Genomic DNA, 20,049 nt, shown 5'->3' with positions numbered 1-20,049 from the left:
CACTACTTAGTAAACACCGAAATAGACGTTGTAACATTAAACAGCCAAAAAATGAGAGTCAATAAAGTTAGCGTATGAAAATAGATATCAAAGAGTAGTAATCAGCTTTTTAAGAACAACAATCTGCCCCAAATGATAATGATTGTGTTCTATTACTCCTTGAATGTTTCTATAAACTGTGCCGTATCTCTCGTTGATATTTTCCCAAAGTTGGGCCTCTGAAAGATTTTCAACCAGTGCTGCAAAGGATTCAGCATCCTGCCAAGTTTTAGAAAGCATGGCCTGCCATGTATCTTCGGTTTCTATTGCAGGTACTTTAAAACTGTCTTCATGCTTTCCGGTTAAAGGATTCCCAGCAACCCTATTAGATACGGCATTCAAATAATAGTTCATATGAAAAACCAACAAAGCAATGGTATTGCAATCTTTTACAGCCGTAGTCGCGGCTTTATAATCTACATCTTTCAAATGTTCTTGCATATTGGCCCATGTCCAATTGGTTCCAAAATGAATTTCACGAATATGTCGGGCAAGTTCTTTAGAAAGTAACATAAGATGAAGTTTTTCCTGAGTGTAGTAGATTGAAACTAAAGTTACATAATTAGCTTGTCAGAATTTGCAGCTCTCCTATAGCTCTGGATTTTTTTAACCACAGATTCTGCAGATTTAAGAGATTCTCACAGATTGAAAACTGAGAATAATGAAAGCAAAATTGAGTTGTGGAAATTAATCTATGTAATTGTATTTAATAATCTGGCTATCTGTGGTTAAATAAAAGAATGTGTCTGCCGCGTTATCACTTTGTGTAACTTCTCTTTCTTCTATCACCTTTGCGAATTCCAAGCAGCGAAGCTGCGCAAAAACTCGGACCTTAATGTAAATACCTTGTTCTATCTTCCGGACCGGCACTCGGCTTCCCCTCTCTCTCAAAAGTATAAAACATCGCGGCCATCCAAATAAGGTGCGAGGCGAGCCATGTCCAATAGCCAATACCAATCGAGGTAATTGTTTGAGACCCGCCACCTTCATTGGCTACAACAGAGTCGAATAGTAAAAATGAAAAACTCAACAAAAATGAAGCAATGGAACTGAATAGGGCTAGTTTCTGATTCTTGCGAGCTATATAAATACTGAATGCTAAAAGTGGATTCGCAAACCAGCTAATGGCTGCGCCGGAACCCATTGCAAAACCCATCCAGCCAAAAATAAATACCAAAAAGCCGATTGAACCTTCTTTCCCTGTATAGTAACAAGTTTGAGACAAAGAAAAAGCGAAAACGACACCGGATGCCAGCGCAAATTTTTTTCTGACGGCCCATTTGTTTTCGCTCATAATAAAGTCTTACAACTTAGAATAGATTACATCTTTTTATACAGCTCATATACATCTTGCTCATTGTTAGCATAGGTACGCGTAATGGTGATATGATTTGCACGAGAATAAACAGAGTAGTTACCACTTAGAATGTAAGTATGATCGAAATCGGATGTCCAAATACAGTCATTGGTAAAGCGCACACTATCAATTCCTACAGAACTGAAAACGCCTCTGCAAAGTGCGGGGTATTTGGTTGAATCACTGAGTCCCGACCAAGCGCCTTCATTGAAACTAACGCTCACTTTCACTTCTTTTCCTGTTCCACTTTTGATGCGTTGATACGTTCCGTAATAGACACCGTTGGCGATAGTATCGGCAGCTTCAATTTTCTTGCTGCAAGAAGAATAGACGAGAGAGGTAAGTACGATTGCCGCTAATAATTTATACATATGAATACTTTAAAGTTTGATCGCGGTCTTCAATCGATATGGATCTAAGTATTCAACAGGATATTAGAGAAATGTTCTTTTGAGGGTTTCTTTTAATTGCGGTAACCATTAGTAATGAACGAGTTCCGCAGTAGCTGTTGCAAAAGTAATATCTGAATTTGATAAATCATAGCGCGCAAGGGCGTAATTTCTAATAGCAGGGGTTAAACATTGGGGATAACACGCTAATTATCAATTAGATGGTACACGAGTTCAATTCAACAACTACCTGCTTTACTTGATTAGTGTTGTTTCACTAGAAAAAATCCAATCTCACCGCAAACAACATCTTTTTGCGTGAGCCAAAGGGTGTCGTTCTTATATCCGAAACGATAAACTCCCTCACAATAGGTAAAACGATTTTCTTCAGAAGGATGAGTAACATCGAAGTTTTTCAATAGCACCTGATTGGCGTCTAAAACAATATAACGTCCCTTCCTAAATGTAACAGAACTAGTCGGGTCCATTTCAGCGATCCAATTATTATTTGCAAATTGCATTTCTAGTTGCTGAACGCCTTGAAAATACCCACCGGAGACTTGTCCGGAGTAACGACCTTCTGGAACAAAGTTCTGTTTCTCATCTTTCGAACAAGAAACAAAAAAAGCCACAAAACAGATAATTAGAAACTGTTTCATGGCTTTAAAACGTTTTGTCAAATCCTGAAATTGCCCTTGAATACAGTTGGGCTGCTAGTAATTTTTTTCCAATCTGTATTCGTCTTGAAAATCAGGCCCTAGGTTGCGTTCTATCACTAAAGAATCTTTTATAAACCGAAATCTAAAACGACCCTGAAGTAAGTGCTTATTCTCAAGACCTGTAGGCCATTTTGATTCGTTTGTGAACACAATTGAGTCTTCGCCATGAAATAGATACCGTCCCTGACCCATTTTTGGGAAATCGCCGGAATCCGGATTTCCGGTCCAAGTATTATCATATAACCCAATTGTTACATATGTGGTAGAACGTTGCCCATTCTCCATTTTTTGATAGTAGCCCTTATAAGTTCCTTGTTTTAATTTGCGAGTGACCGTTTTTTCGCAAGAACTGTTTAAAAAAAAGAGAAAAATTGCAAGCAAGGTAAAATTATTCATGGGTGTCAATCATTTGAATTTGAAAACTAATTCCGCTGAAATCAGCGGTGGACGAGGCTTTCAACAACAAAATTAACGAGAAGTTCTATTGCTTATTTGCAACACTTAGCGAATCAGGAAGTTTTAATCGTAACTTAATTTTTGCGAGAAGAAACCGGAATAACCAACTTTAGCGCAGACCAAACTTCAGAAACAGCGCAAACTTTAATATCTACTAGGCCAATACTTAACGCGAGTTTTCGAATTTCATCTTCAGTAATATCTGTTTTTACACCGCTCGATTTCTTTGGCCATGAAACCCAGATCATTCCGTTCTGTGTAATTCTTTCTTTTAGCGAGGGAAGCTTTTTATAAAGAGAGGAGAGAGTGGTTTCAAAATAATGAATAAGATTCAGGTCTTTACCTTTTTGAAAAAATCCAACCGTATCGGGATGTCCTTCAATCCAATCAAAATAATGTTCAGGAGTATTCACCACCAATACCCTAAACTCGGATTGATAGCCCAACTTCTTGAACAAAGGAGTGGAAGAATATCCTGCCATAACTTCTATTTACGATAGTATACAATTGCTCTAATAATGAGTACAACTCCACTTACAATAAGCCCCCAAAGTACCAAGTAACCTCCACTCCAGGTAGAGAAATACGAAAGCAAGGTGCACGCAATTCCGGCTCCCATTACAAAAACACCCGCTATCAGCGTTCTCCAAAACTGCTTCCGATCCCATTTTTCATTCTGAATGTTTTGGATCAACTGCTGCCTATAATAGGGCTCTAAATTATAGGAGGAAAGCTTTTGTTCAATTTCTTCATTGGTCAAACCGTCTTCAATGCCCTTTCGCACGATGTGGTGGAGTTCTTCTATTTTCCTGTTGACAGTATCCATGTTTTTAGATTCAATTGTTGAATCAATACAAAATAAAATGAAGATATTTAAATTTACTCGAATTGGGAGAGTGAGAAAACGAGAAGAATTCTAAGATAGAGTTGGCTGCTTTTTAAACCACAGATTCCTCAGATTTGTAAATACAATTAACACAGATTAAAGTATGAAACTAAAAAAGTTCGCTTGTTCTGTAAGCATTAATTTGGCATCTGTGGTCAAAAGAGGAAGTTTGCTATAGCCACTCTTTGTGTACCTTCTTTTACTTCAAAAACCTTTGCGAATCACAAGCAGCGAAGCTGCGAAGAACTTAATAACTCAAAACTTAAAACTTTATCTGAAGGAACAGGCCACCGACAAACCAAACGAAAAAGGTCGGTATGCTTTTGTATCCGATCTTAATTCGTATTTCTCTTCACTGTAAGAAGAGATAGCAGTTTGGAAAAAAGGGATAATTGAAAAATTGACTTTATTGGTAGATGGAAATTCAAACACTAATTGAGTTCTACTACTAAATGCTAATTTCCTGTAGATGGCAGCCGCATTAATTGGTAACTCAGAAACCAAGGCTTGCGATATTAAGAAAGAACCCTCACGGTGTTTCAATACCGTCCATTCTGCACCTACAAATACCGACAAGTAAGAAGCAATAGCTTTTTTCTTGAAAGATTGTAATGGGTCGTAAGAAATGTCAAAACCGGATACTTCCGTTCCTTTACGATTAAATCCAAGTCCAAGAAATGGTGCCACTGCGCTTTGTTTAGAAGGGAATTTCACAGAGGTCATGATATCCGGTAAGATCAATGCCTTTTGACCGGTAATGGTAACGGTAGCCGCCTCATTTGAATAAAAGGGCTCGCTGTACAAACTCGTCTGTTGAACACCAAGCGCTATCCGAAATTCCGGCTTAACAGATTGAGCAGCAACTGTTAAGAATGGAAGTAGAAAAAAGGCAAAAGCAGTAATGTGTTTCATGGCAGTTCTTTGTCTATTATTTAGACAATACTTGATCCTGATTTGCTGCTCATTCCATCTTATCTACTATTGCAATTTTCTTTTGTATCTGCCATCGATGTCCAAACGGATCTTGAAATTCTCCTTGGCGATAACCGTAATCGTAGTCAGTACTTGGAGAAATTAAGGTGGCTCCTGCCAGAACCGCTTGCGCTATTACAGCGGGAACATCTTCTACGAACAACCCTATAATTACAGAAGTTGAATTTGTATGAAGCGGACTATGAAAAGCATCACTCATTATTTCGTGAACATGAAAAATACCTTCTCCCAGTTCAAACTCGGCTACATGAACAGAGCCATCATCATTACAAAACCTGAATATCTCTTTCGCATTTAACCCTTTCTCATAAAAACTAATATCGGTGGTACCCTTAGGTATTTTTAACTGCGGAGCAAAAAAGGCATGCATTACTATTATTTTTTAAAGATGAACTGAGCGATTGTCTCTGCTAGCTTTGGGTTGATAGGAAGTTTGAAATCGCCATATGTTTTTAGGTTGGCGGCTCGGTCGCCCACAACATCTCTAAAAATATGGTTCATATTTTCTATCAGTACCAATTGAGAAGACGGATTGGCTTCATGCAATCGGTTTGCATCAGCAACAGTTACTTGTATATCGTTAGTACCTTGAATTATTAAAATAGGAACTTTTAACTGCTTGATCAATTCTTGAGGTTCGTATTTAAACCAAGAAATCATATAAGGTTGAACACTTGGTCTGAAAAGCGAATACAAGAATGGCTTTACACTGTCTACCGTTTTACCGGCTTTCAAACTATCCAAAATAGCATACGAGGGATCTTTCACCATTGGTGGTTGAGCCGCTAATTGTTCTTTGAGTGTTTTATCTGCCGATTGACCAACACCAGCAACAGAAATGTATTTATCGGCTTTGGGAGCTGCAATCATTCCAATCAAAGAACCTTCGCTGTGTCCTACAATTGTAATGGAATTAAATTCGGAATGGGTTTTCAAGAGTCGTATCCAATCAATGGCGTCTTGAACATAGTCTTCAAAGCGCAGGTCTTGTTCCTTTTTTCCTGCTGCAAAACTAGCCGCCACTCCTCGCTTATCGTATCGAACACTTGCGATTCCTTTCTCGGCTAACTGATGCGCAAGCATTTTGGTTCCCTCCGATTTCATCATGCCGCTATTGCCATCTCTGTCAGTAGGCCCGCTTCCTGCAATGAATAAAATCACGGGGCCTTTTTTAAATTCCTTTGGAACCGTTAGCGTTCCTTTGATGACTCCGGTTGCGGTAGGTAACTCAATATCAGACTCATGGAATAAACTATCCTGCGCAAAAATGCAGTTACAATAAAGTAAACAAATGAGTACGATCCAGTTTTTCATATAGCATTATTCAAATTAAGTTTTGCGCAGCTTCGCTGCTTATAATTCGCAAAGGTGAAGAAGGGATAGAAGTAGCACAAAGAGAGGCCGTAGCAAACTTCTTCTTTTGACCACAGATAACACGAATTAAAACAGATTCCCACAGATTAGAACCCGAATGTTAATCAACCTAACTGCGATCAGGATGTACAGGATAATTTCTTAAACTCCACATTCCCCCTATTTTCCCCCTTCTACTTTCTCCGCACTCTTCCTCGTTCCTCGCTTCCTCTAATCCTCGCTCCTGTATTACCCCCTGTTCCTCCCCCTGTTCTTTCTTGATCTCACCGGCTGTTCAATTATTAATTATTAATTTCTTTTAACCGCAGCGGCGCAGCGCTCGCAGCGGAAACGCAGCGCTGGCAGGCTCTCAGTATTTCCTCCTTCTTCGTTTCCTCTAATCCTCGCTCCCGTGCTCCGGCTGTTCCATTATTAATTATTACTTATTAATTATTAATTAACCCAACGCCTTCGCATAATACTCCATCTCAGCCATGGTTCCGATTGAAATTCTCGTCCACTTTCCATTTTGTTCAAAAATTTCGCGGCCCATGATCTTGTTTTGCTCCAAAACTTTATAATAATCTTTCTTATAACCTTCAAGAGAGAAATACAAGAAGTTGGTGTAAGAAGGAATGACTTTCAAGCCCATTGCGGTCAAAGAATTGTAAGTAAATGTTCTCGCCTTTTCATTCAATGCTACATAGTCTTTTACAAATGTTGGATCAGTTAGCGCCGCTAATCCTGCCGCTACTGTTGCTATACTATTGTTGCCGTTTGGCCACGACTGTACACCAGACAGAGCTTTGATCGTGTCTTTATGTGCAATGGCATATCCTAAACGAGCACCTGCCATACCGTATACCTTCGAGAAGGTTTTAGCAACGATGATGTTTTTATTGCTATTGATCCAACCCACAAAAGATTTTTCATTGGTGAATTCGATATAAGCTTCATCGATCAATACCATAGCAGTCTTGGAGGCTTCCGTGATGAACGCTTCTAAATCGGCTCTTGTATTGAGCGTTCCAGTTGGATTATTGGGATTGCACAAATACACCAATTTGGTATCCGGTGTCATGGCTTTCAACATTGCGGGAAGATCCAATTTTTTATCAGCAGTCAGTGGAACCTTGATGCGTTTTAATCCAAGGCGCTCGGCGGTTTCTGTCCAGAATCCAAAAGTTGGATCGCCCAATACCAATGAACCTTTACTAAGTGCTGCATAACGACCCGTTACGTCCAATATCTCGGTAGAGCCCGCGCCCAAGAGAACATTCTCTGCTGCTACACTTTGCGCTTCGGCTATTTTTTCGACTAAAGTTTTTGCTTGAGGCAAATTATAACGATTGGAAACAACAGCATTTTTGATCAATGCTTCACGTGCTTTTGGACCGGGACCAAAAGGATTCTCATTGGCATTCAAACGAACGGGAAAATTGAGAAGGGAGTCGTCGAGTATTCGATGTTTTTCAAATGGGGCAGCAACCGATTCCAATTGAGTGAGGCCAATACCGGCAATGCCCAGACCAAGTTGTTTGAGCCATGAACGTCTGTTCGATTCCATAATAGCTAGATTTTAGTGTTGAAAGAATAGAATGGAAAGCACTCGCAGAAAGGGAAGTTAAGAAAATTCGGAACAGTAGGGAAATTTAAAATAAGCGGGTGTTTGTTCACCGCAAAGTTCGCAGAGAGCGCTAAGGAGTCGCGAAGTGATTTTCATTTTCTCTAATTTTTTCACCGCAGCGAATCCCCGTGCCTCTACACCTTCGTGGTTCTGTCTTTCTTCCCCCTTCTTTCTCTGTATTTCCTCGCTCCACGTTTCCTCTTATCCTCGTTCCTGTACTCCGCTGTTCATTATTAATTATTACTTCTTAATTATTAATTTCTTTTCACCGCAGCGGCGCAGCGAACGCAACGGTAACGCAGCGAATCCCCGTGCCTCCGAGCCTCCGTGGTTCTGTATTCCGGCTGTTCCATTATTAATTATTAATTCTTAATTATTAATTATCCCCCCTGTTCCTCCTCCTGTTCTTTCTTTTCCTTCCTCCCTCTTTTATTCTCAATGGAACTTTTAGCCTCACGAAAAAGAAGTAAGATTCAAACATACCATGCAATTGTTTCGTAACATTGGGTTATGAAACAATTGCGTATTATTTGCATCCAACATGTTTCGTTTGAAGGCCCTGGTACTATAGCGTTGTGGGCACAAATAAATGGCCATTCTTTCCAAACCATGCTGGCTAGCACCATTAAGGAATGGCCATCATTACATTCATTCGATTGGCTGATAGTGATGGGTGGACCCATGGCCGTATACGAAGAAGAACAACTTCCTTGGATGAAAGCTGAAAAAGCATTCATTCGTGCAGCAATTGACGCAGAAAAAATACTACTAGGAATTTGCTTGGGCTCTCAACTGATTGCTTCGGCGCTAGGAGCGAAGGTATACCCTCATCATACCAAAGAAATTGGCTGGTTTTCCGTAAATATCAATAGTGAAGAAATCAACAATCCTTTCGCTCATTTTACATATCAAGTTCCTTTTTTCCATTGGCATGGCGACACCTTCGACTTGCCAACCAACGCCAAACTGCTGGCAAGTACAGAACAATGCAAACATCAAGCTTTCTCTATGGGAAGCTCTATTCTCGGCATTCAATTTCATCCGGAGGTAGACTCGGCTTTAGTTGCAGCCATGGTAGCACACGGTTTGGATGAATTAAAAGAAGATAAGTTTGTGCAATCATCGCATCAGATATTGGCATTTGCTGATTCGTATGCTACGATACGCCAAGAGTTTTTTATTTTACTTGACGAATTTTCGAAACAGTAAAACGAACAAGATTAACAACGTTATTTGATAGCATTTCGATTGCAAATGATTGATTTACAAATTCATTGAAATTTAGCTTTGTAAAATACAATCATCGTTATTTCGATATAGAATAAACATCAAAAACATAAATTATCTTTACAGCATAGATGAAGTCTAAAATTATCATATCATCAGCTGATAAAAAAGCAACTGAAATGCTGAAAACGCTCAAGGAGCGTAAATCTCTCATGCAGAAGCATTTTGCACAGCCAGAAAATAAACTAACTACACTTAGAGTCAAGTTCAATAAAAAATCTAGTATGTAATTTATAGTTAGTTGAAACATTACCCGTTCGACTTTAAACAAGAAGCGAACATTATTGTTGCAACATTCACTACAGTAACAAACACTCAGTACAGGGTTTACTTCTACCCTTGCCAAGAATATTTTACAAACATCAATACAGATTCAAATCTGTACCGGTCTTGCTATTTTTTCGGTTTTACTAAACTCTCTCCTAATGAGAGGAAAATAGAACCAATTGATCTAAAAGTCAGAAACACCATACTGAGCATAATACATCAATTTTTTAGTATACGCGGCCAAGATCATTACTTGCTCTTTTTCTGTGGTAATGACGATAATAAGAACCTCAAAAGAGCAAAATGCTTTGATCTCTGGTATAGAAGATCAGATTTTTACAATTTGTTTGTTAAGTTAGACGAAGAGATTGTATATTATGATGAACAAGTGAATACTAAAAATTATGAGGACCTGAGCCTAATTCTTCCAATAAACAACCCGCAAAATGAACGGATACAAGAAGAATTTCTAACCTTCAAATCACAACTTTTCCAAAATAAATAAGTTACATTTCATACATGAATCTAGAACACGTTGCGATATGGACCTCCAATTTAGAACGGTTAAAAGAATACTATTCAACCTATTTTGGTGCTGTTCCTAATGAAAAATACCGCAATGAAACAAAACAATTCGAGAGTTATTTTCTAAGCTTTGATTCGGGTGCACGTCTTGAAATCATGTACAGACCGGATATTCCGCCTAACTTAAACGATACAGCATCATTGCAACATTTAGGAATCATTCACTTGGCCTTTTGTATAGGAACAAAGGATCAAGTGAATGCGAAAGCTATCGAGCTAAAAGCGGCAGGCTTTCCTATATTAGATGGACCAAGAACCACAGGCGATGGCTATTATGAGTTCGTTACCTTGGATCCCGACGGCAATAGAATTGAAGTAACGGCTGAGTAAAATCACACACCTTTTATCACAAGATCAATCGCAGTATCAATCATATTTCTTAGCTTGGGGTACACAAAGCAAGCAATATGAAAAAACAGTCTTCACGTCGCCAGTTCCTTGGAACAGGCGCATTACTTCTCGGCGGTACCGTATTGGGAGCCAATAAGCTCTTTGCGGGCCCCACTATTATTACCGATTTAAAGTCGAAAGCCTCCTTGATCAATGGAGTTCAAATTGGACTGATCACTTATTCATTTCGTGATCTCCCCGATCAAAGCGCCGAAGCTATGTTAAGTTATATCAAAGAAACGGGCATTACCGCTATTGAATTAATGGGCGATCCTGCAGAATCTTTTGCGGGAGCACCAAAGAATCCGGTCGATTTTAAAGCGGCTTTCCCATTACTGGTAAAAAGATACCGTAAAGAAGAAATGAACGACGACGAGAAAAAGCAACTCGCTGAAATTGATGCGAAAATGAAAGAGCACAAAGCTGCTATGAATCAATGGCGCTTAACCGCTCCCATGAATAAATTCAGCGAAATGAAAAAAATGTACGAAGCTGCCGGAGTAAAAATCTACGCTTTCAAACCGGATGTGTTTGGAATGGATGCTACCGACGCAGAAATTGAATACGGAATGAAGGCTGCTAAATTATTAGGTGCTTCTCATGTTACACTCGAACATCCTTCGAATGATGCACATACCCTTCGCTTGGGAAAATTGGGTGAAAAAATTGGAATGAAAGTGGGTTACCATGGTCACGAACAAGAAACACCTACACTTTGGGATACTGCTATCAATCAGTCGAAATCAAACGGATTGAACCTCGACTTCGGGCATTATATTGCTGCCGGAAATAAAAACCCGCTGGATATTTTACGTGCCAAACATGATCATATTTACAGTATGCACACGAAAGACCGTCAAACACCCGAACATGGAAAAGGCAATTTAGTTTGGGGAAGCGGCGACACACCAATTGTGGAAGCATTGCAACTCATCAGAGATCAGAAATACAAATTTCCCGCAACCATTGAATTGGAATACCAAGTACCGCAAGGTTCAACTCCAATTGCGGAAGTGAAGAAGTGTTTGGAATATTGTAAGAAAGCGCTGGCATAGGAAGGAGGAGCGAGGATAGAAGAAAGAGGAATTGATACCGCGATCCTCCATCTTCCATCCTCCCTCTTCCCTCTTTATTTAAAATGGACAACTACGCCCTCTTTATCATCCTCGCCATGATCGCTGAGATCATCGGAACGGTATCCGGCTTCGGATCGTCGATTCTCTTCGTGCCCATTGCATCCTTGTTTTTTGACTTTAAAACCGTATTGGGTATTACCGCTGTGTTTCATGTGTTCAGTAACTTATCGAAGATCTTTTTGTTCAAGAAAGGCATTGATAAAAATATTGCCCTGAAACTAGGAATACCGGCAGTGATCTTTGTGATCATTGGAGCCTACCTCACTACTATAATTCCTACAAAAGAAATTGAAATCATCATGAATATTACACTGATCGCACTATCAGTGTACCTTCTAATAAATACCCAAAAACAAATAAAACGCTCGAATGCCAACTTGTATTGGAGCGGCGTGGGATCGGGATTGCTAGCAGGACTAATAGGAACCGGAGGCGCCATAAGAGGACTGACTTTAGCGGCATTTGGACTCCCCAAAGATATTTTTATCGCCACTTCTGCTTTAATAGACTTGGGCGTAGATGCGAGCAGAGCGGTAGTATACGTTTCAAATGGATATTTTTCTAAACAATACATTGTATTGATACCGGCATTGATTGGAGTGAGCTTGGTAGGGAGTTATCTAGGGAAACTGATCTTGCAACAAACCTCCGAAAAACTCTTTCGATATATCGTGTTGGCACTGATTATCATTACAACCATTGTGCAAGTAAGTACATATTTCTATAAGAACTAAACATGATTGGTTTTTAGGTTTTTAGATGAGTTTGATGTAATCAATGAGAAGAAAGTTTCGCTCGAAACAGTTCTGCTATTAAACTAATGATGTGGCTACAATCATTGCACTTTTTAAAGTACCATTCGTCCATCGCTGCCGAAAACGATGTTCGAAGCCATTTCGAGCATGCTTCGAAAGGCCACAGGCCTGGAGAAGGGTGCGAGAAATCTGGGTTCTTTAACCCCAAACCCGTCATCCCGATCGAGCGAGGCTGCGAAGCAGTCGCAGCGAGAGAGGGACCTCAAAACGGGTTGTTAGAGAAGAGGCGCCTTTGAAAATATTTTTTTCACTAAACTCATTTGTGAGTTTTTGAGTTATTAAGTTTTGGGGCTTCGCACAAGACACAGGTTTGAATTGGTGTTTTTGCATTGTTGCGTGAACATTAGATCCACGCGACTCTAGTGCGATAACTCAAGAACTTTAAAAACTCAACAACTCAATTACTTAAAACTTAATAGCATGAGGCGCGAATGCTTCGAAATCGGATTATTTCTATAAAACACGCTTTGAGGTTCCTCTCTCCTTCGTTTGCTTTGCAAACTCAGTCGTTCGGAATGACGCCGTATTTTTTATTAAACATTCGATATTTTTCGTGGCCCCCACATCGGCCCTTCGATAATCCCTTCGGGATACTCAGGGACCTCGTGGGACCCACTCAAAATATCGGTTGGAGGATACGCTTGGCTAAAAGATGATACTGTTATGTAGTGCTATCGCTCATTAACTAGTTTGCTATAAAATGCTTAAGGCCCTTCATTTCAATACCACAATTCCCAATCTCCAATTCTTCCCACTAAACCTCGTTATTATATTCTAACACTTGCAACACATACCCTTTCTTCGGTATACTATTAATTTTCACCTTAGGATCTAGTTCCAGCTTTTTCCTCAATCGGGAAATGAATACGTCAAGACTGCGTCCAACAATCACACCTTCATCTTCCCATATTTCTTTTTGGAGTCGATTGCGATCTACCAATTCATTCAAATGCCGAGCAAGAATACTCAATACCCTGGCTTCTTTTTCAGTCAGTTCTATACTACTTTCATTGATTCGCAACTGTGCCTTGTCTATTTCAAAAATATAATTACCGATAGCAATTTCGGTTCCAATGGCTTCGGCAGGTGTACCATTATTTTCCGGTTGATCGTTGTTTGAAGAAGTGCTTTGTTCGTTCACTTCTAGCTCGTTATAAATGGGGGCTGTAGTACTAGCACTCTCTTTGATCTGCTCTGAAGACGGTATTTTGACCTCCTGTTCTTGCTTCGAAGCGCTCGCAGTTTTTCGTACTAATAACCAAATGCCAAGGGCCCCTACCAATACGACTAAAAAAGGCACCCATTGAGTCTTTTTTTCTTCAAATTGAAGTGTAATGAGGTATTTTCTTGAAGGTTGTTCGCGACCCGTACAAGGGATGATATCGTTTTGCTTGTTTTCGAAAATGGCATACCCAAACACTACTTTTTGGGAAGCTTCTTCTACTACATTCACAACATAGTTGCCCGGTAAATGATTCTCCCGAATTACTTGATCAATGGTTTTCACCAATGAATCGGGGGTAAATGAGAAACTGGTTTGAAAAGGAATTTCAAATTTGCCGTCCTCGAGTTTGCTGACACTGAGAATTCTTGTGGTACTGTCACCGGCACTACGAAGCACTTTGTGCGCAATTTGGCGCATTATAATCAAGTCTTTTGCTTCGTCAAATTCCGATCCCTTACCCTCCTTGGATGCAAAGCCCAAAAGAGCTAACAAAATTACGATGGTGCTGATGACAAGGGGCCTTTTCCAATTCATGCTTAAAATTACGCCCAACAATTTGTAAAGTGCTGATGTAAAGAAGAATTTACACCGTTTTACAGGGGAATTTACACAGCTTTTACCCTTACTGATGGATCCCTAACGTATTTTCGAAATCTAAATGAATGTCATGAAACACTTTATTGCTCTTTTGATGATAGGTCTTACTTGTGCTTGCAATGGCCAAGACAGTTCAAAAACAAGCTCAACTGCCATGGATAAGGATCTACCCGCAGTAGCATTTTCACAAGTACATGTACCATCAAAATCGGCGCTTTGGTTCGATAATATTCTCGATCAGAAGTGGAAAAAACCAACCGACCCAAGGCAAGTGAGCAAATACATTCGAACCATTTTTCAGGACAAAACCGGATCTTTTTGGCTAGGAACCAATAGCGATGGGGTGGTAAAAATGAGAGGCAATGAATTTGAATACTTCTCTTTAGAAAGAGGACTCAGTGGTTCTACTGTTCGAGCCATTTGGGAAGACAGTAACCAGGCCATGTGGTTTGCCACCAACAATGGAATCACGAAGTACATTAAGCATAGTTACACTCGCTTCAGTGCCAACTTGGGACCCGCCTACGATGAAATATGGAGTATGAAGGTTGACCGCAAGGGAATCTTCTGGCTAGGTACAGCCGGTGGTGTTTTGAAATTTGACGGAACGAAATTCACCAAATTCGAATTACCATTAGCAAAATCGACCGTTCAACCACTTGTCAGCAGGAATTTGGTTTGGTCTATTATGGAAGATCAGGATGGAGCTATCTGGTTTGGAACCGACGGATCGGGGGCTTACAAGTATGATGGGAACACGATTCAACATATTGGAAAAGAAGAAGGGCTGGCCTCTGATAGGGTAACCAATATTGTTCAAGATCGCAAGGGAGCAATTTGGTTCGCTTCGGAAGATGCAGGTGTCACAAACTATAGCCATGGAAAGTACACTCGTATTGGTGTGGAACAGGGGCTTTGTCATTCTTCAATTTGGAGCATCTATGAAGACCGAACCGGTAACCTGTGGTTTACTAGTTTAGGTGGTGGCGTTAGTAAATACAATGGAACCAGCTTCACGAATTACAAAGAAACCAAAGGAGTTACCAAAAACCATGTGCAGTCGATTTTAGAAGATGCCAATGGAAACATCTGGTTGGGCTTTTCAGGAGGCTTGTTTCGATTAGACAATGGGGTAATTGTAAATATTCGAAGAATGGAAGGTTGCTAAGCAAAGCTGTTGATGAATAACGATCATGAATAAATTCCCTTGCGATTATGACCAAGAGGGCAGCAATAGATCATTCATTCACGCAACTTTCCCTGAGAAATACTGCAGGAATATCAAAACGATTCCTAAAACCACCGACCACTTGATTCTTAGGTTGTTATAGGTATAGAATGCGTGAAACCAAAACAGCAGATACACGGAAAAGATTCCCGCGCAGAGTAATTGATACTTGGCATATACTTGCGGCGTGGAATAGTACCAAGGATTATCGGCTATTTGACCCCAAGGATAAGCAGTAATGCCACCATCGATACCCACATGAAACCACTCTCGGTAAAAACCGACGGTGAGTACCCCACAAAACAAGGCTAGAAAAATAGAGATGATTCGAATTGCAACCAAGTAAGAGAAATTTGTTCCTACAAGGTAGTCAATTATACAAAACTGCTGCCCGGAACGATAAAAATATCATAGCCGGTTCCATTGATAGACTTCGTGATCAAAACAGAAAGTTGTTTCATTCCTTCAGGTGCAGTTTCTTTAGAAATAAAAACGGCGGATTGTAGCTCATCAGCTTCTTTCTCTCTGCTGGTGATTTCACAGTAGTCGCCAAAATGCTCTACCAAAGCTTTATAAAATTCTTGTGCTTCTGCGGCAGTTTCTACACTCATCTGCCAGTTCAAACCAATGATCTTTTCCTTTTTATTAAAAGACGCAACAGACAATTCAATTTTACCTGCCGTGGCTTTGATCGTTGAAATGGGATCTTCTTTCATTTTGAACTCATAGGTAACCGAAGTAGCTTCCGGATCATTCATCGCTACCGTAGCCTCCAAACTTCTTTTTACCACCGGTTGTTCATACCAAAGCAGGGGATGCTTTTTGAAGTCGCCAACAAAAGTTGGAGAGGCGTAATTCATTTGAATACCAAAAAAGAGTTGATTTAGAGCGTCTTGATAGCTCTTGGGTTTCGAAGTGAAAGAAGAAAAGATCACAATACTCAAAAGCAGCAGGATTCGATTCATTTGATAGGATTGATTTTAAGTGTAGCACAAAAATAAGGTTCTGCGAAGAGAACACAAAGTGTTACAAATATTTGATCACCATGTACACCGCTACCATTGCCAAAAAAACGGCGTAAATCTTTTTAAAAGTTTTCACTTCTAACTTAATGGCAAATTTGGATCCGAAGAACACTCCTACTACAATTCCCGCTGCCATTAGCGCTGCATAGGTCAAATTTAAGTGCCCATCATTCGCATATACTATTACACTCGGTAAACCTACAGGTAATTGAAGTGCGGCCAAAGAAGTGGCAGTGGCTGATTTGGGTTCGTATTGGAAAAACTTAATTAGAACCGGCACTATCACCAGTCCTCCGCCCTTTCCAAACATACCTGCAATAATACCCGCTGCTAATCCAAGCAAAATGAATTGAAATACATTGAACTGCTTCCTTTCTTTAGTTTCAATGGTGGCTGGCGTTTCTTGTTTCTTTTTAAAATAAGAGGGAAGGTCTAAATAACTTACAGCTACATACAATAAAAAAAGCGCATAGAATTTTGCTAACAAATGAACCTCCACATGAAGCGCCAATTCGGCCCCTAAATAAGAACCACCAAATAATCCAATTGAAATAAGCAGTGATTCTTTGATATTGATCAACCCGGCTTTGTAATAATTGATTACCCCTAGAATACCCACCGGCAATAACATCGCTGCTAGAGAAGTGGCATTGGCAGTTAACAAATCCATGCCCAGCAATGCAACCAGCGTTGGTACAATCACAATACCTCCACCTATGCCAAACAATCCTGACATAATCCCCGCCACAATACCCACAATGGCCATTCCAATAAGTAGCATATAGAGTTGATTTGAAACCACAAAGATACAATATGAGCAAGAGGAACCACGCAAATCAGTAGTTAACTTTTCACTTCAACTTAAAGGAACGTATAATGAATATAAGCATTGGCAAAGAAAGGAGTCCAAGAATAAGTGGTAACAATAAATAACTGATATTGATATCAATTTTTTGAACAATCAAAATCGTACCCAATACCAAACTAAAAAGAATGATCATTACTGCCGCCAATAACCAACGCATCATAAGTATGGCATTGGCATATTGCTTTGCTGCATTTTCTTCTGTTATGGGTACTGTATAATTGAATTTGTGCGGGTAACGAACAAGCAAGCTTATAATGATAAAAATAAAGCTGCCAAGCAAGGGTAAAATCAACATATTGTTCTTCGATCCCTGTCTATCAACTTCTCCTTTGAAATTAAAATGGACTGGAATGGTATCGGGTAAGCTGTACCATGCATAGAGGGTTGCTCCCCATAGCAATGCAAAGAATGCGTAAGAAATGAGTTGTAGTATTCGATCAAAATTCGAGGAAGAGTGTTTAATGATGGGTCTATTTTGCATGGTTGAGAGTATTCTCCTTTAGATCAAGTGCTGAGTTTTTAGTTATTGAGTTTTGTACAGCTTCGCTGCTTGGCACTTCACCGCAGAGACCGCCAAGGCCGCTAAGGTTTCGCAAAGATTTTCTTCTTCTTAGTTTTTACCACAGATACCACCAGTTAAAACAGATTCACAGATTAGAGCTGAAATTATATCAGTCTCGTAATTAATTGTTCTTTTACCGCAGCGGCGCAGCGATCGCAGCGTTTTCGCAGCGCTGGCAGTCTCTCCGCCTTTCCTCCCTTCCTCTATCTTCCATCTTCCCTCCTCCCTCCTATACTCCCCCTCTTCTTTTTTGTATTTCCTCTTCCTTTTCTCACCCCCTCACTTCCAAAACTCCCACCACTTCTTACTTTTAGGTGGATTCTTAGGATCGGGCATTGCCAAACCCCTCGATTCATATTCTTTCATCAGAGCCGTCATTTTTGTTAAGGCTTCCACACTAGTTGCAGCGCCCGGAATCTTCAGTAAGGCAAAGAACTCGTCATTCAAATCTTGTTCGGTAAACCTATTGTAATCGGGAACCAATACAGGATCTTCTTTGACCGCAGTTGTTTCCCCCGCAATTTGATTTCCGTTGTAGAAGAATCGCACACTTACTCTATTCTTTGCAGTTGCCTCGGCCATCAATTGTGCCATTTCATTTTCCTCAATTTGCTTCGCCACACTCAAGCACTTGTCCATCAAAGCTGGACTCAATGGTTTAGCAGACTCCATTCGGTAATCAATATAGCCACCAAACTCCTTTTTCGCCATGATACCCAATAAAATCTGATTGTATGTAGCATTCACCACTTCTAAAATTTCTTCAGGTGAAGATGCATTGCATTTAATGCTATAGTTGTGCTCGCTCGATTCACTTATCAAAAAATTACCCCCGGTGCTATTTTCAGATCCTTCTCCAACCTTCTCTCCACCCATTCCTAAAATATCTCCATCTTGAATCATGAACACATTCGGACTAATAGCTGGCGATTGCGGATTCTCATAATATTGCTTTATCACATTAGGAAACTTAAAGCGTAGCGATGAATTGGCATCGGTTACAATCATCAGTCCTTTAAAGGGTATACCTACCATTGCAGTATGGAATCCTAAATTAGAAACCACTTCCCTCATGAAATCCATGTCCAATATTTTTTCAGCAGCGTATTCATGACCCGATACAAATGCTAGTTTCACTCCTTCATATTCCTGATGCTCCACATTTACAGCCACTTCTTTCAAATTCAATAGTGCTTCATCCCAGGCTTTTGGAAAGCCTGCATCGTATTCCTCCTTGCTATTAGCCGATTGGTATTCCACTCCTTCTCCAAAATCATATCCAACGGCTACAACAGGAGCTTCAGGGTCATCCATAATAGATCTCTTATAGAAAAATTCCACGTCTTTTCTGTAACCCGAAGGCTTTAAATTTGGCATCAATTTTTTTGACATGTTGGTGCTGGTTTAACGGTTATTTTTTGATCGCAGTAAATCAATGATAGACTTCAAGAAACCCATGTTTTTGGTCTTCATTGTGACAATATAAACAGGACCTTTGGAAAAATTTTTAAATCGTTCAATTCTGAAGAAACTAGGATGCGCTTTCAATTTATTGAGCTCAATTTCATTAAAATCTTCTTGCTGAAAAAACATCAAAGAGAACTTACCAAAACGAAACTTTTGATCTTTCTTTTCATCCATCGTTTTTAACAACATTGCTAAATTCTCTTCAGAACTGAGCATTTCAAAATCTTCGCTTTTGGAGGTCTGGGAAACGACTGATACAACTGGTGCAGGAACGGGTGCTGCCTCTTTCGCTTTAAACTGATAGCAATATGCTTTTGCAGCAGGATCAATTGACCAAAAAGAAGCACCAAGAACTACTTCTATTTGCTTCCATATCTTATCAGCGCTATCTGAAGTATTCAGTTCAACCTCCAATGGTGTTCCCTCAGCACTCAACTCCTCACCATTCACTTCCATAAATCTTCTTAAAACCTTTGAGCCTTCCGCATATTCAAAATTAAAGGCCATTGAAGTTTCAGACAAAGCAAAAGTGAAGCATTGTTGATCGGGTATAGAATAGCCTTCGATACAACGGTCCATACTAAGAAAGATCAGTGTTCCCCGTTCAGTAAAATAAACATCGCAAAGCACATCGTCTTTCCAATTAGAAGATGCTTCTTCAAAATAAATCTCTTTTTCAAAAACCACATTGAAGCCGAGTGCCTCCCACAGTTGTTCTTCTCTTCCTTGAAAATTACCATTAATTGCTATTCCTGATACATTGAATCCCATAGTTTGT

The 20,049-nt window shown here is 39.9% G+C and carries 24 protein-coding genes; 6 read left to right on the top strand and 18 right to left on the bottom strand.

Translation table 11 applies throughout. The features are described 5' to 3' along the window. Nucleotides 1-87: 87 nt before the first annotated feature. The 11 genes from ACQ2HE_RS03905 to ACQ2HE_RS03855 all read right to left on the bottom strand — a co-directional run bounded on the left by ACQ2HE_RS03905 (nt 88) and on the right by ACQ2HE_RS03855 (nt 7,759). Nucleotides 88-552, bottom strand: a complete 465-nt coding sequence (locus ACQ2HE_RS03905) for a DUF1572 domain-containing protein (RefSeq protein WP_430901524.1) — start codon at nt 550-552, stop codon at nt 88-90. 319 nt (nt 553-871) lie between these two features. Continuing rightward, nucleotides 872-1,333 carry a hypothetical protein gene (locus tag ACQ2HE_RS03900; protein WP_430901522.1) on the bottom strand — a complete coding sequence of 154 codons (462 nt, stop codon included), beginning with the start codon at nt 1,331-1,333 and terminating at the stop codon, nt 872-874. Nucleotides 1,334-1,359: 26 nt separating this feature from the next. Then, nucleotides 1,360-1,767 carry a hypothetical protein gene (locus tag ACQ2HE_RS03895; RefSeq protein ID WP_430901521.1) on the bottom strand — a complete coding sequence of 136 codons (408 nt, stop codon included), beginning with the start codon at nt 1,765-1,767 and terminating at the stop codon, nt 1,360-1,362. 281 nt (nt 1,768-2,048) lie between these two features. Continuing rightward, entirely contained in the window at nt 2,049-2,444 is a 396-nt protein-coding gene (locus ACQ2HE_RS03890; protein ID WP_430901520.1) for a hypothetical protein, read from the bottom strand. A 54-nt stretch (nt 2,445-2,498) separates the two neighbouring features. Further along, nucleotides 2,499-2,900, bottom strand: a complete 402-nt coding sequence (locus tag ACQ2HE_RS03885; protein ID WP_430901519.1) for a hypothetical protein — start codon at nt 2,898-2,900, stop codon at nt 2,499-2,501. A 134-nt stretch (nt 2,901-3,034) separates the two neighbouring features. Further along, a complete protein-coding gene (locus ACQ2HE_RS03880; protein WP_430901517.1) occupies nt 3,035-3,442 on the bottom strand; it encodes a DUF3052 family protein in 408 nt (135 codons plus the stop codon). 5 nt (nt 3,443-3,447) lie between these two features. Next, entirely contained in the window at nt 3,448-3,786 is a 339-nt protein-coding gene (locus ACQ2HE_RS03875; RefSeq protein WP_430901515.1) for a hypothetical protein, read from the bottom strand. A gap of 330 nt (nt 3,787-4,116) precedes the next feature. Next, a complete protein-coding gene (locus ACQ2HE_RS03870) occupies nt 4,117-4,758 on the bottom strand; it encodes a hypothetical protein (protein ID WP_430901513.1) in 642 nt (213 codons plus the stop codon). A 49-nt stretch (nt 4,759-4,807) separates the two neighbouring features. Next, complete coding sequence (locus ACQ2HE_RS03865) at nt 4,808-5,209, bottom strand: VOC family protein (protein WP_430901511.1); 402 nt, start codon at nt 5,207-5,209, stop codon at nt 4,808-4,810. A gap of 5 nt (nt 5,210-5,214) precedes the next feature. Then, entirely contained in the window at nt 5,215-6,153 is a 939-nt protein-coding gene (locus ACQ2HE_RS03860) for an alpha/beta hydrolase (protein WP_430901509.1), read from the bottom strand. A gap of 496 nt (nt 6,154-6,649) precedes the next feature. After that, nucleotides 6,650-7,759, bottom strand: coding sequence for a pyridoxal phosphate-dependent aminotransferase (locus ACQ2HE_RS03855; protein ID WP_430901507.1), 1,110 nt, complete (start codon nt 7,757-7,759; stop codon nt 6,650-6,652). Nucleotides 7,760-8,329: 570 nt separating this feature from the next. On the opposite strand from ACQ2HE_RS03855, the gene ACQ2HE_RS03850 reads away from it, so the two are divergent. The 5 genes from ACQ2HE_RS03850 to ACQ2HE_RS03830 all read left to right on the top strand — a co-directional run bounded on the left by ACQ2HE_RS03850 (nt 8,330) and on the right by ACQ2HE_RS03830 (nt 12,218). Continuing rightward, complete coding sequence (locus tag ACQ2HE_RS03850; protein ID WP_430901505.1) at nt 8,330-9,028, top strand: type 1 glutamine amidotransferase; 699 nt, start codon at nt 8,330-8,332, stop codon at nt 9,026-9,028. Between the two features lie 319 nt (nt 9,029-9,347). Continuing rightward, nucleotides 9,348-9,878, top strand: a complete 531-nt coding sequence (locus ACQ2HE_RS03845; RefSeq protein WP_430901503.1) for a DUF6169 family protein — start codon at nt 9,348-9,350, stop codon at nt 9,876-9,878. A 14-nt stretch (nt 9,879-9,892) separates the two neighbouring features. Beyond that, entirely contained in the window at nt 9,893-10,288 is a 396-nt protein-coding gene (locus ACQ2HE_RS03840; RefSeq protein ID WP_430901501.1) for a VOC family protein, read from the top strand. Between the two features lie 77 nt (nt 10,289-10,365). Next, nucleotides 10,366-11,403 carry a sugar phosphate isomerase/epimerase family protein gene (locus tag ACQ2HE_RS03835; protein ID WP_430901499.1) on the top strand — a complete coding sequence of 346 codons (1,038 nt, stop codon included), beginning with the start codon at nt 10,366-10,368 and terminating at the stop codon, nt 11,401-11,403. Between the two features lie 83 nt (nt 11,404-11,486). Further along, nucleotides 11,487-12,218 carry a sulfite exporter TauE/SafE family protein gene (locus ACQ2HE_RS03830; protein ID WP_430901497.1) on the top strand — a complete coding sequence of 244 codons (732 nt, stop codon included), beginning with the start codon at nt 11,487-11,489 and terminating at the stop codon, nt 12,216-12,218. 835 nt (nt 12,219-13,053) lie between these two features. Here the strand turns inward: ACQ2HE_RS03830 and ACQ2HE_RS03825 are convergent. Next, complete coding sequence (locus tag ACQ2HE_RS03825; protein ID WP_430901495.1) at nt 13,054-14,058, bottom strand: winged helix-turn-helix domain-containing protein; 1,005 nt, start codon at nt 14,056-14,058, stop codon at nt 13,054-13,056. A gap of 133 nt (nt 14,059-14,191) precedes the next feature. Here ACQ2HE_RS03825 and ACQ2HE_RS03820 point away from each other — a divergent pair, with 133 nt between their 5' ends. After that, on the top strand, nt 14,192-15,289 hold the full coding sequence (locus ACQ2HE_RS03820; protein WP_430901493.1) for a ligand-binding sensor domain-containing protein: 1,098 nt from the start codon (nt 14,192-14,194) through the stop codon (nt 15,287-15,289). Nucleotides 15,290-15,367: 78 nt separating this feature from the next. Here the strand turns inward: ACQ2HE_RS03820 and ACQ2HE_RS03815 are convergent, their stop codons facing one another. The 6 genes from ACQ2HE_RS03815 to ACQ2HE_RS03790 all read right to left on the bottom strand — a co-directional run bounded on the left by ACQ2HE_RS03815 (nt 15,368) and on the right by ACQ2HE_RS03790 (nt 20,042). Next, the gene (locus ACQ2HE_RS03815; RefSeq protein ID WP_430901491.1) at nt 15,368-15,691 is read right to left on the bottom strand and encodes a hypothetical protein; all 324 of its coding nucleotides are present in this window, start codon (nt 15,689-15,691) and stop codon (nt 15,368-15,370) included. 32 nt (nt 15,692-15,723) lie between these two features. Further along, entirely contained in the window at nt 15,724-16,314 is a 591-nt protein-coding gene (locus ACQ2HE_RS03810; RefSeq protein ID WP_430901489.1) for a hypothetical protein, read from the bottom strand. A 61-nt stretch (nt 16,315-16,375) separates the two neighbouring features. Then, nucleotides 16,376-17,155 (bottom strand): sulfite exporter TauE/SafE family protein, encoded by a 780-nt coding sequence (locus tag ACQ2HE_RS03805; protein WP_430901487.1) that lies wholly within the window; start codon nt 17,153-17,155, stop codon nt 16,376-16,378. A 70-nt stretch (nt 17,156-17,225) separates the two neighbouring features. Continuing rightward, nucleotides 17,226-17,723, bottom strand: a complete 498-nt coding sequence (locus ACQ2HE_RS03800; protein WP_430901485.1) for a DUF1648 domain-containing protein — start codon at nt 17,721-17,723, stop codon at nt 17,226-17,228. A 360-nt stretch (nt 17,724-18,083) separates the two neighbouring features. After that, nucleotides 18,084-19,196: a hypothetical protein gene (locus tag ACQ2HE_RS03795; RefSeq protein WP_430901483.1), complete on the bottom strand. Its 1,113-nt coding sequence runs from the start codon at nt 19,194-19,196 to the stop codon at nt 18,084-18,086. Nucleotides 19,197-19,208: 12 nt separating this feature from the next. Then, nucleotides 19,209-20,042, bottom strand: coding sequence for a hypothetical protein (locus tag ACQ2HE_RS03790; RefSeq protein WP_430901481.1), 834 nt, complete (start codon nt 20,040-20,042; stop codon nt 19,209-19,211). Nucleotides 20,043-20,049 lie beyond the last annotated feature (7 nt).

Source organism: Endoryza foliicola, assembly GCF_050589245.1.
GTDB lineage: Bacteria > Bacteroidota > Bacteroidia > Chitinophagales > Chitinophagaceae > Endoryza > Endoryza foliicola.
This window is presented reverse-complemented; position numbering and strand designations above follow the sequence as displayed.

Coding starts and splice junctions, on each gene's coding strand:
- ACQ2HE_RS03905 (WP_430901524.1), bottom strand. CDS start 552: ATGTTACTTTCTAAAGAACTTGCCCGACATATTCGTGAAATTCATTTT.
- ACQ2HE_RS03900 (WP_430901522.1), bottom strand. CDS start 1,333: ATGAGCGAAAACAAATGGGCCGTCAGAAAAAAATTTGCGCTGGCATCC.
- ACQ2HE_RS03895 (WP_430901521.1), bottom strand. CDS start 1,767: ATGTATAAATTATTAGCGGCAATCGTACTTACCTCTCTCGTCTATTCT.
- ACQ2HE_RS03890 (WP_430901520.1), bottom strand. CDS start 2,444: ATGAAACAGTTTCTAATTATCTGTTTTGTGGCTTTTTTTGTTTCTTGT.
- ACQ2HE_RS03885 (WP_430901519.1), bottom strand. CDS start 2,900: ATGAATAATTTTACCTTGCTTGCAATTTTTCTCTTTTTTTTAAACAGT.
- ACQ2HE_RS03880 (WP_430901517.1), bottom strand. CDS start 3,442: ATGGCAGGATATTCTTCCACTCCTTTGTTCAAGAAGTTGGGCTATCAA.
- ACQ2HE_RS03875 (WP_430901515.1), bottom strand. CDS start 3,786: ATGGATACTGTCAACAGGAAAATAGAAGAACTCCACCACATCGTGCGA.
- ACQ2HE_RS03870 (WP_430901513.1), bottom strand. CDS start 4,758: ATGAAACACATTACTGCTTTTGCCTTTTTTCTACTTCCATTCTTAACA.
- ACQ2HE_RS03865 (WP_430901511.1), bottom strand. CDS start 5,209: ATGCATGCCTTTTTTGCTCCGCAGTTAAAAATACCTAAGGGTACCACC.
- ACQ2HE_RS03860 (WP_430901509.1), bottom strand. CDS start 6,153: ATGAAAAACTGGATCGTACTCATTTGTTTACTTTATTGTAACTGCATT.
- ACQ2HE_RS03855 (WP_430901507.1), bottom strand. CDS start 7,759: ATGGAATCGAACAGACGTTCATGGCTCAAACAACTTGGTCTGGGCATT.
- ACQ2HE_RS03850 (WP_430901505.1), top strand. CDS start 8,330: ATGAAACAATTGCGTATTATTTGCATCCAACATGTTTCGTTTGAAGGC.
- ACQ2HE_RS03840 (WP_430901501.1), top strand. CDS start 9,893: ATGAATCTAGAACACGTTGCGATATGGACCTCCAATTTAGAACGGTTA.
- ACQ2HE_RS03835 (WP_430901499.1), top strand. CDS start 10,366: ATGAAAAAACAGTCTTCACGTCGCCAGTTCCTTGGAACAGGCGCATTA.
- ACQ2HE_RS03830 (WP_430901497.1), top strand. CDS start 11,487: ATGGACAACTACGCCCTCTTTATCATCCTCGCCATGATCGCTGAGATC.
- ACQ2HE_RS03825 (WP_430901495.1), bottom strand. CDS start 14,058: ATGAATTGGAAAAGGCCCCTTGTCATCAGCACCATCGTAATTTTGTTA.
- ACQ2HE_RS03820 (WP_430901493.1), top strand. CDS start 14,192: ATGAAACACTTTATTGCTCTTTTGATGATAGGTCTTACTTGTGCTTGC.
- ACQ2HE_RS03810 (WP_430901489.1), bottom strand. CDS start 16,314: ATGAATCGAATCCTGCTGCTTTTGAGTATTGTGATCTTTTCTTCTTTC.
- ACQ2HE_RS03805 (WP_430901487.1), bottom strand. CDS start 17,155: ATGCTACTTATTGGAATGGCCATTGTGGGTATTGTGGCGGGGATTATG.
- ACQ2HE_RS03800 (WP_430901485.1), bottom strand. CDS start 17,723: ATGCAAAATAGACCCATCATTAAACACTCTTCCTCGAATTTTGATCGA.
- ACQ2HE_RS03795 (WP_430901483.1), bottom strand. CDS start 19,196: ATGTCAAAAAAATTGATGCCAAATTTAAAGCCTTCGGGTTACAGAAAA.
- ACQ2HE_RS03790 (WP_430901481.1), bottom strand. CDS start 20,042: ATGGGATTCAATGTATCAGGAATAGCAATTAATGGTAATTTTCAAGGA.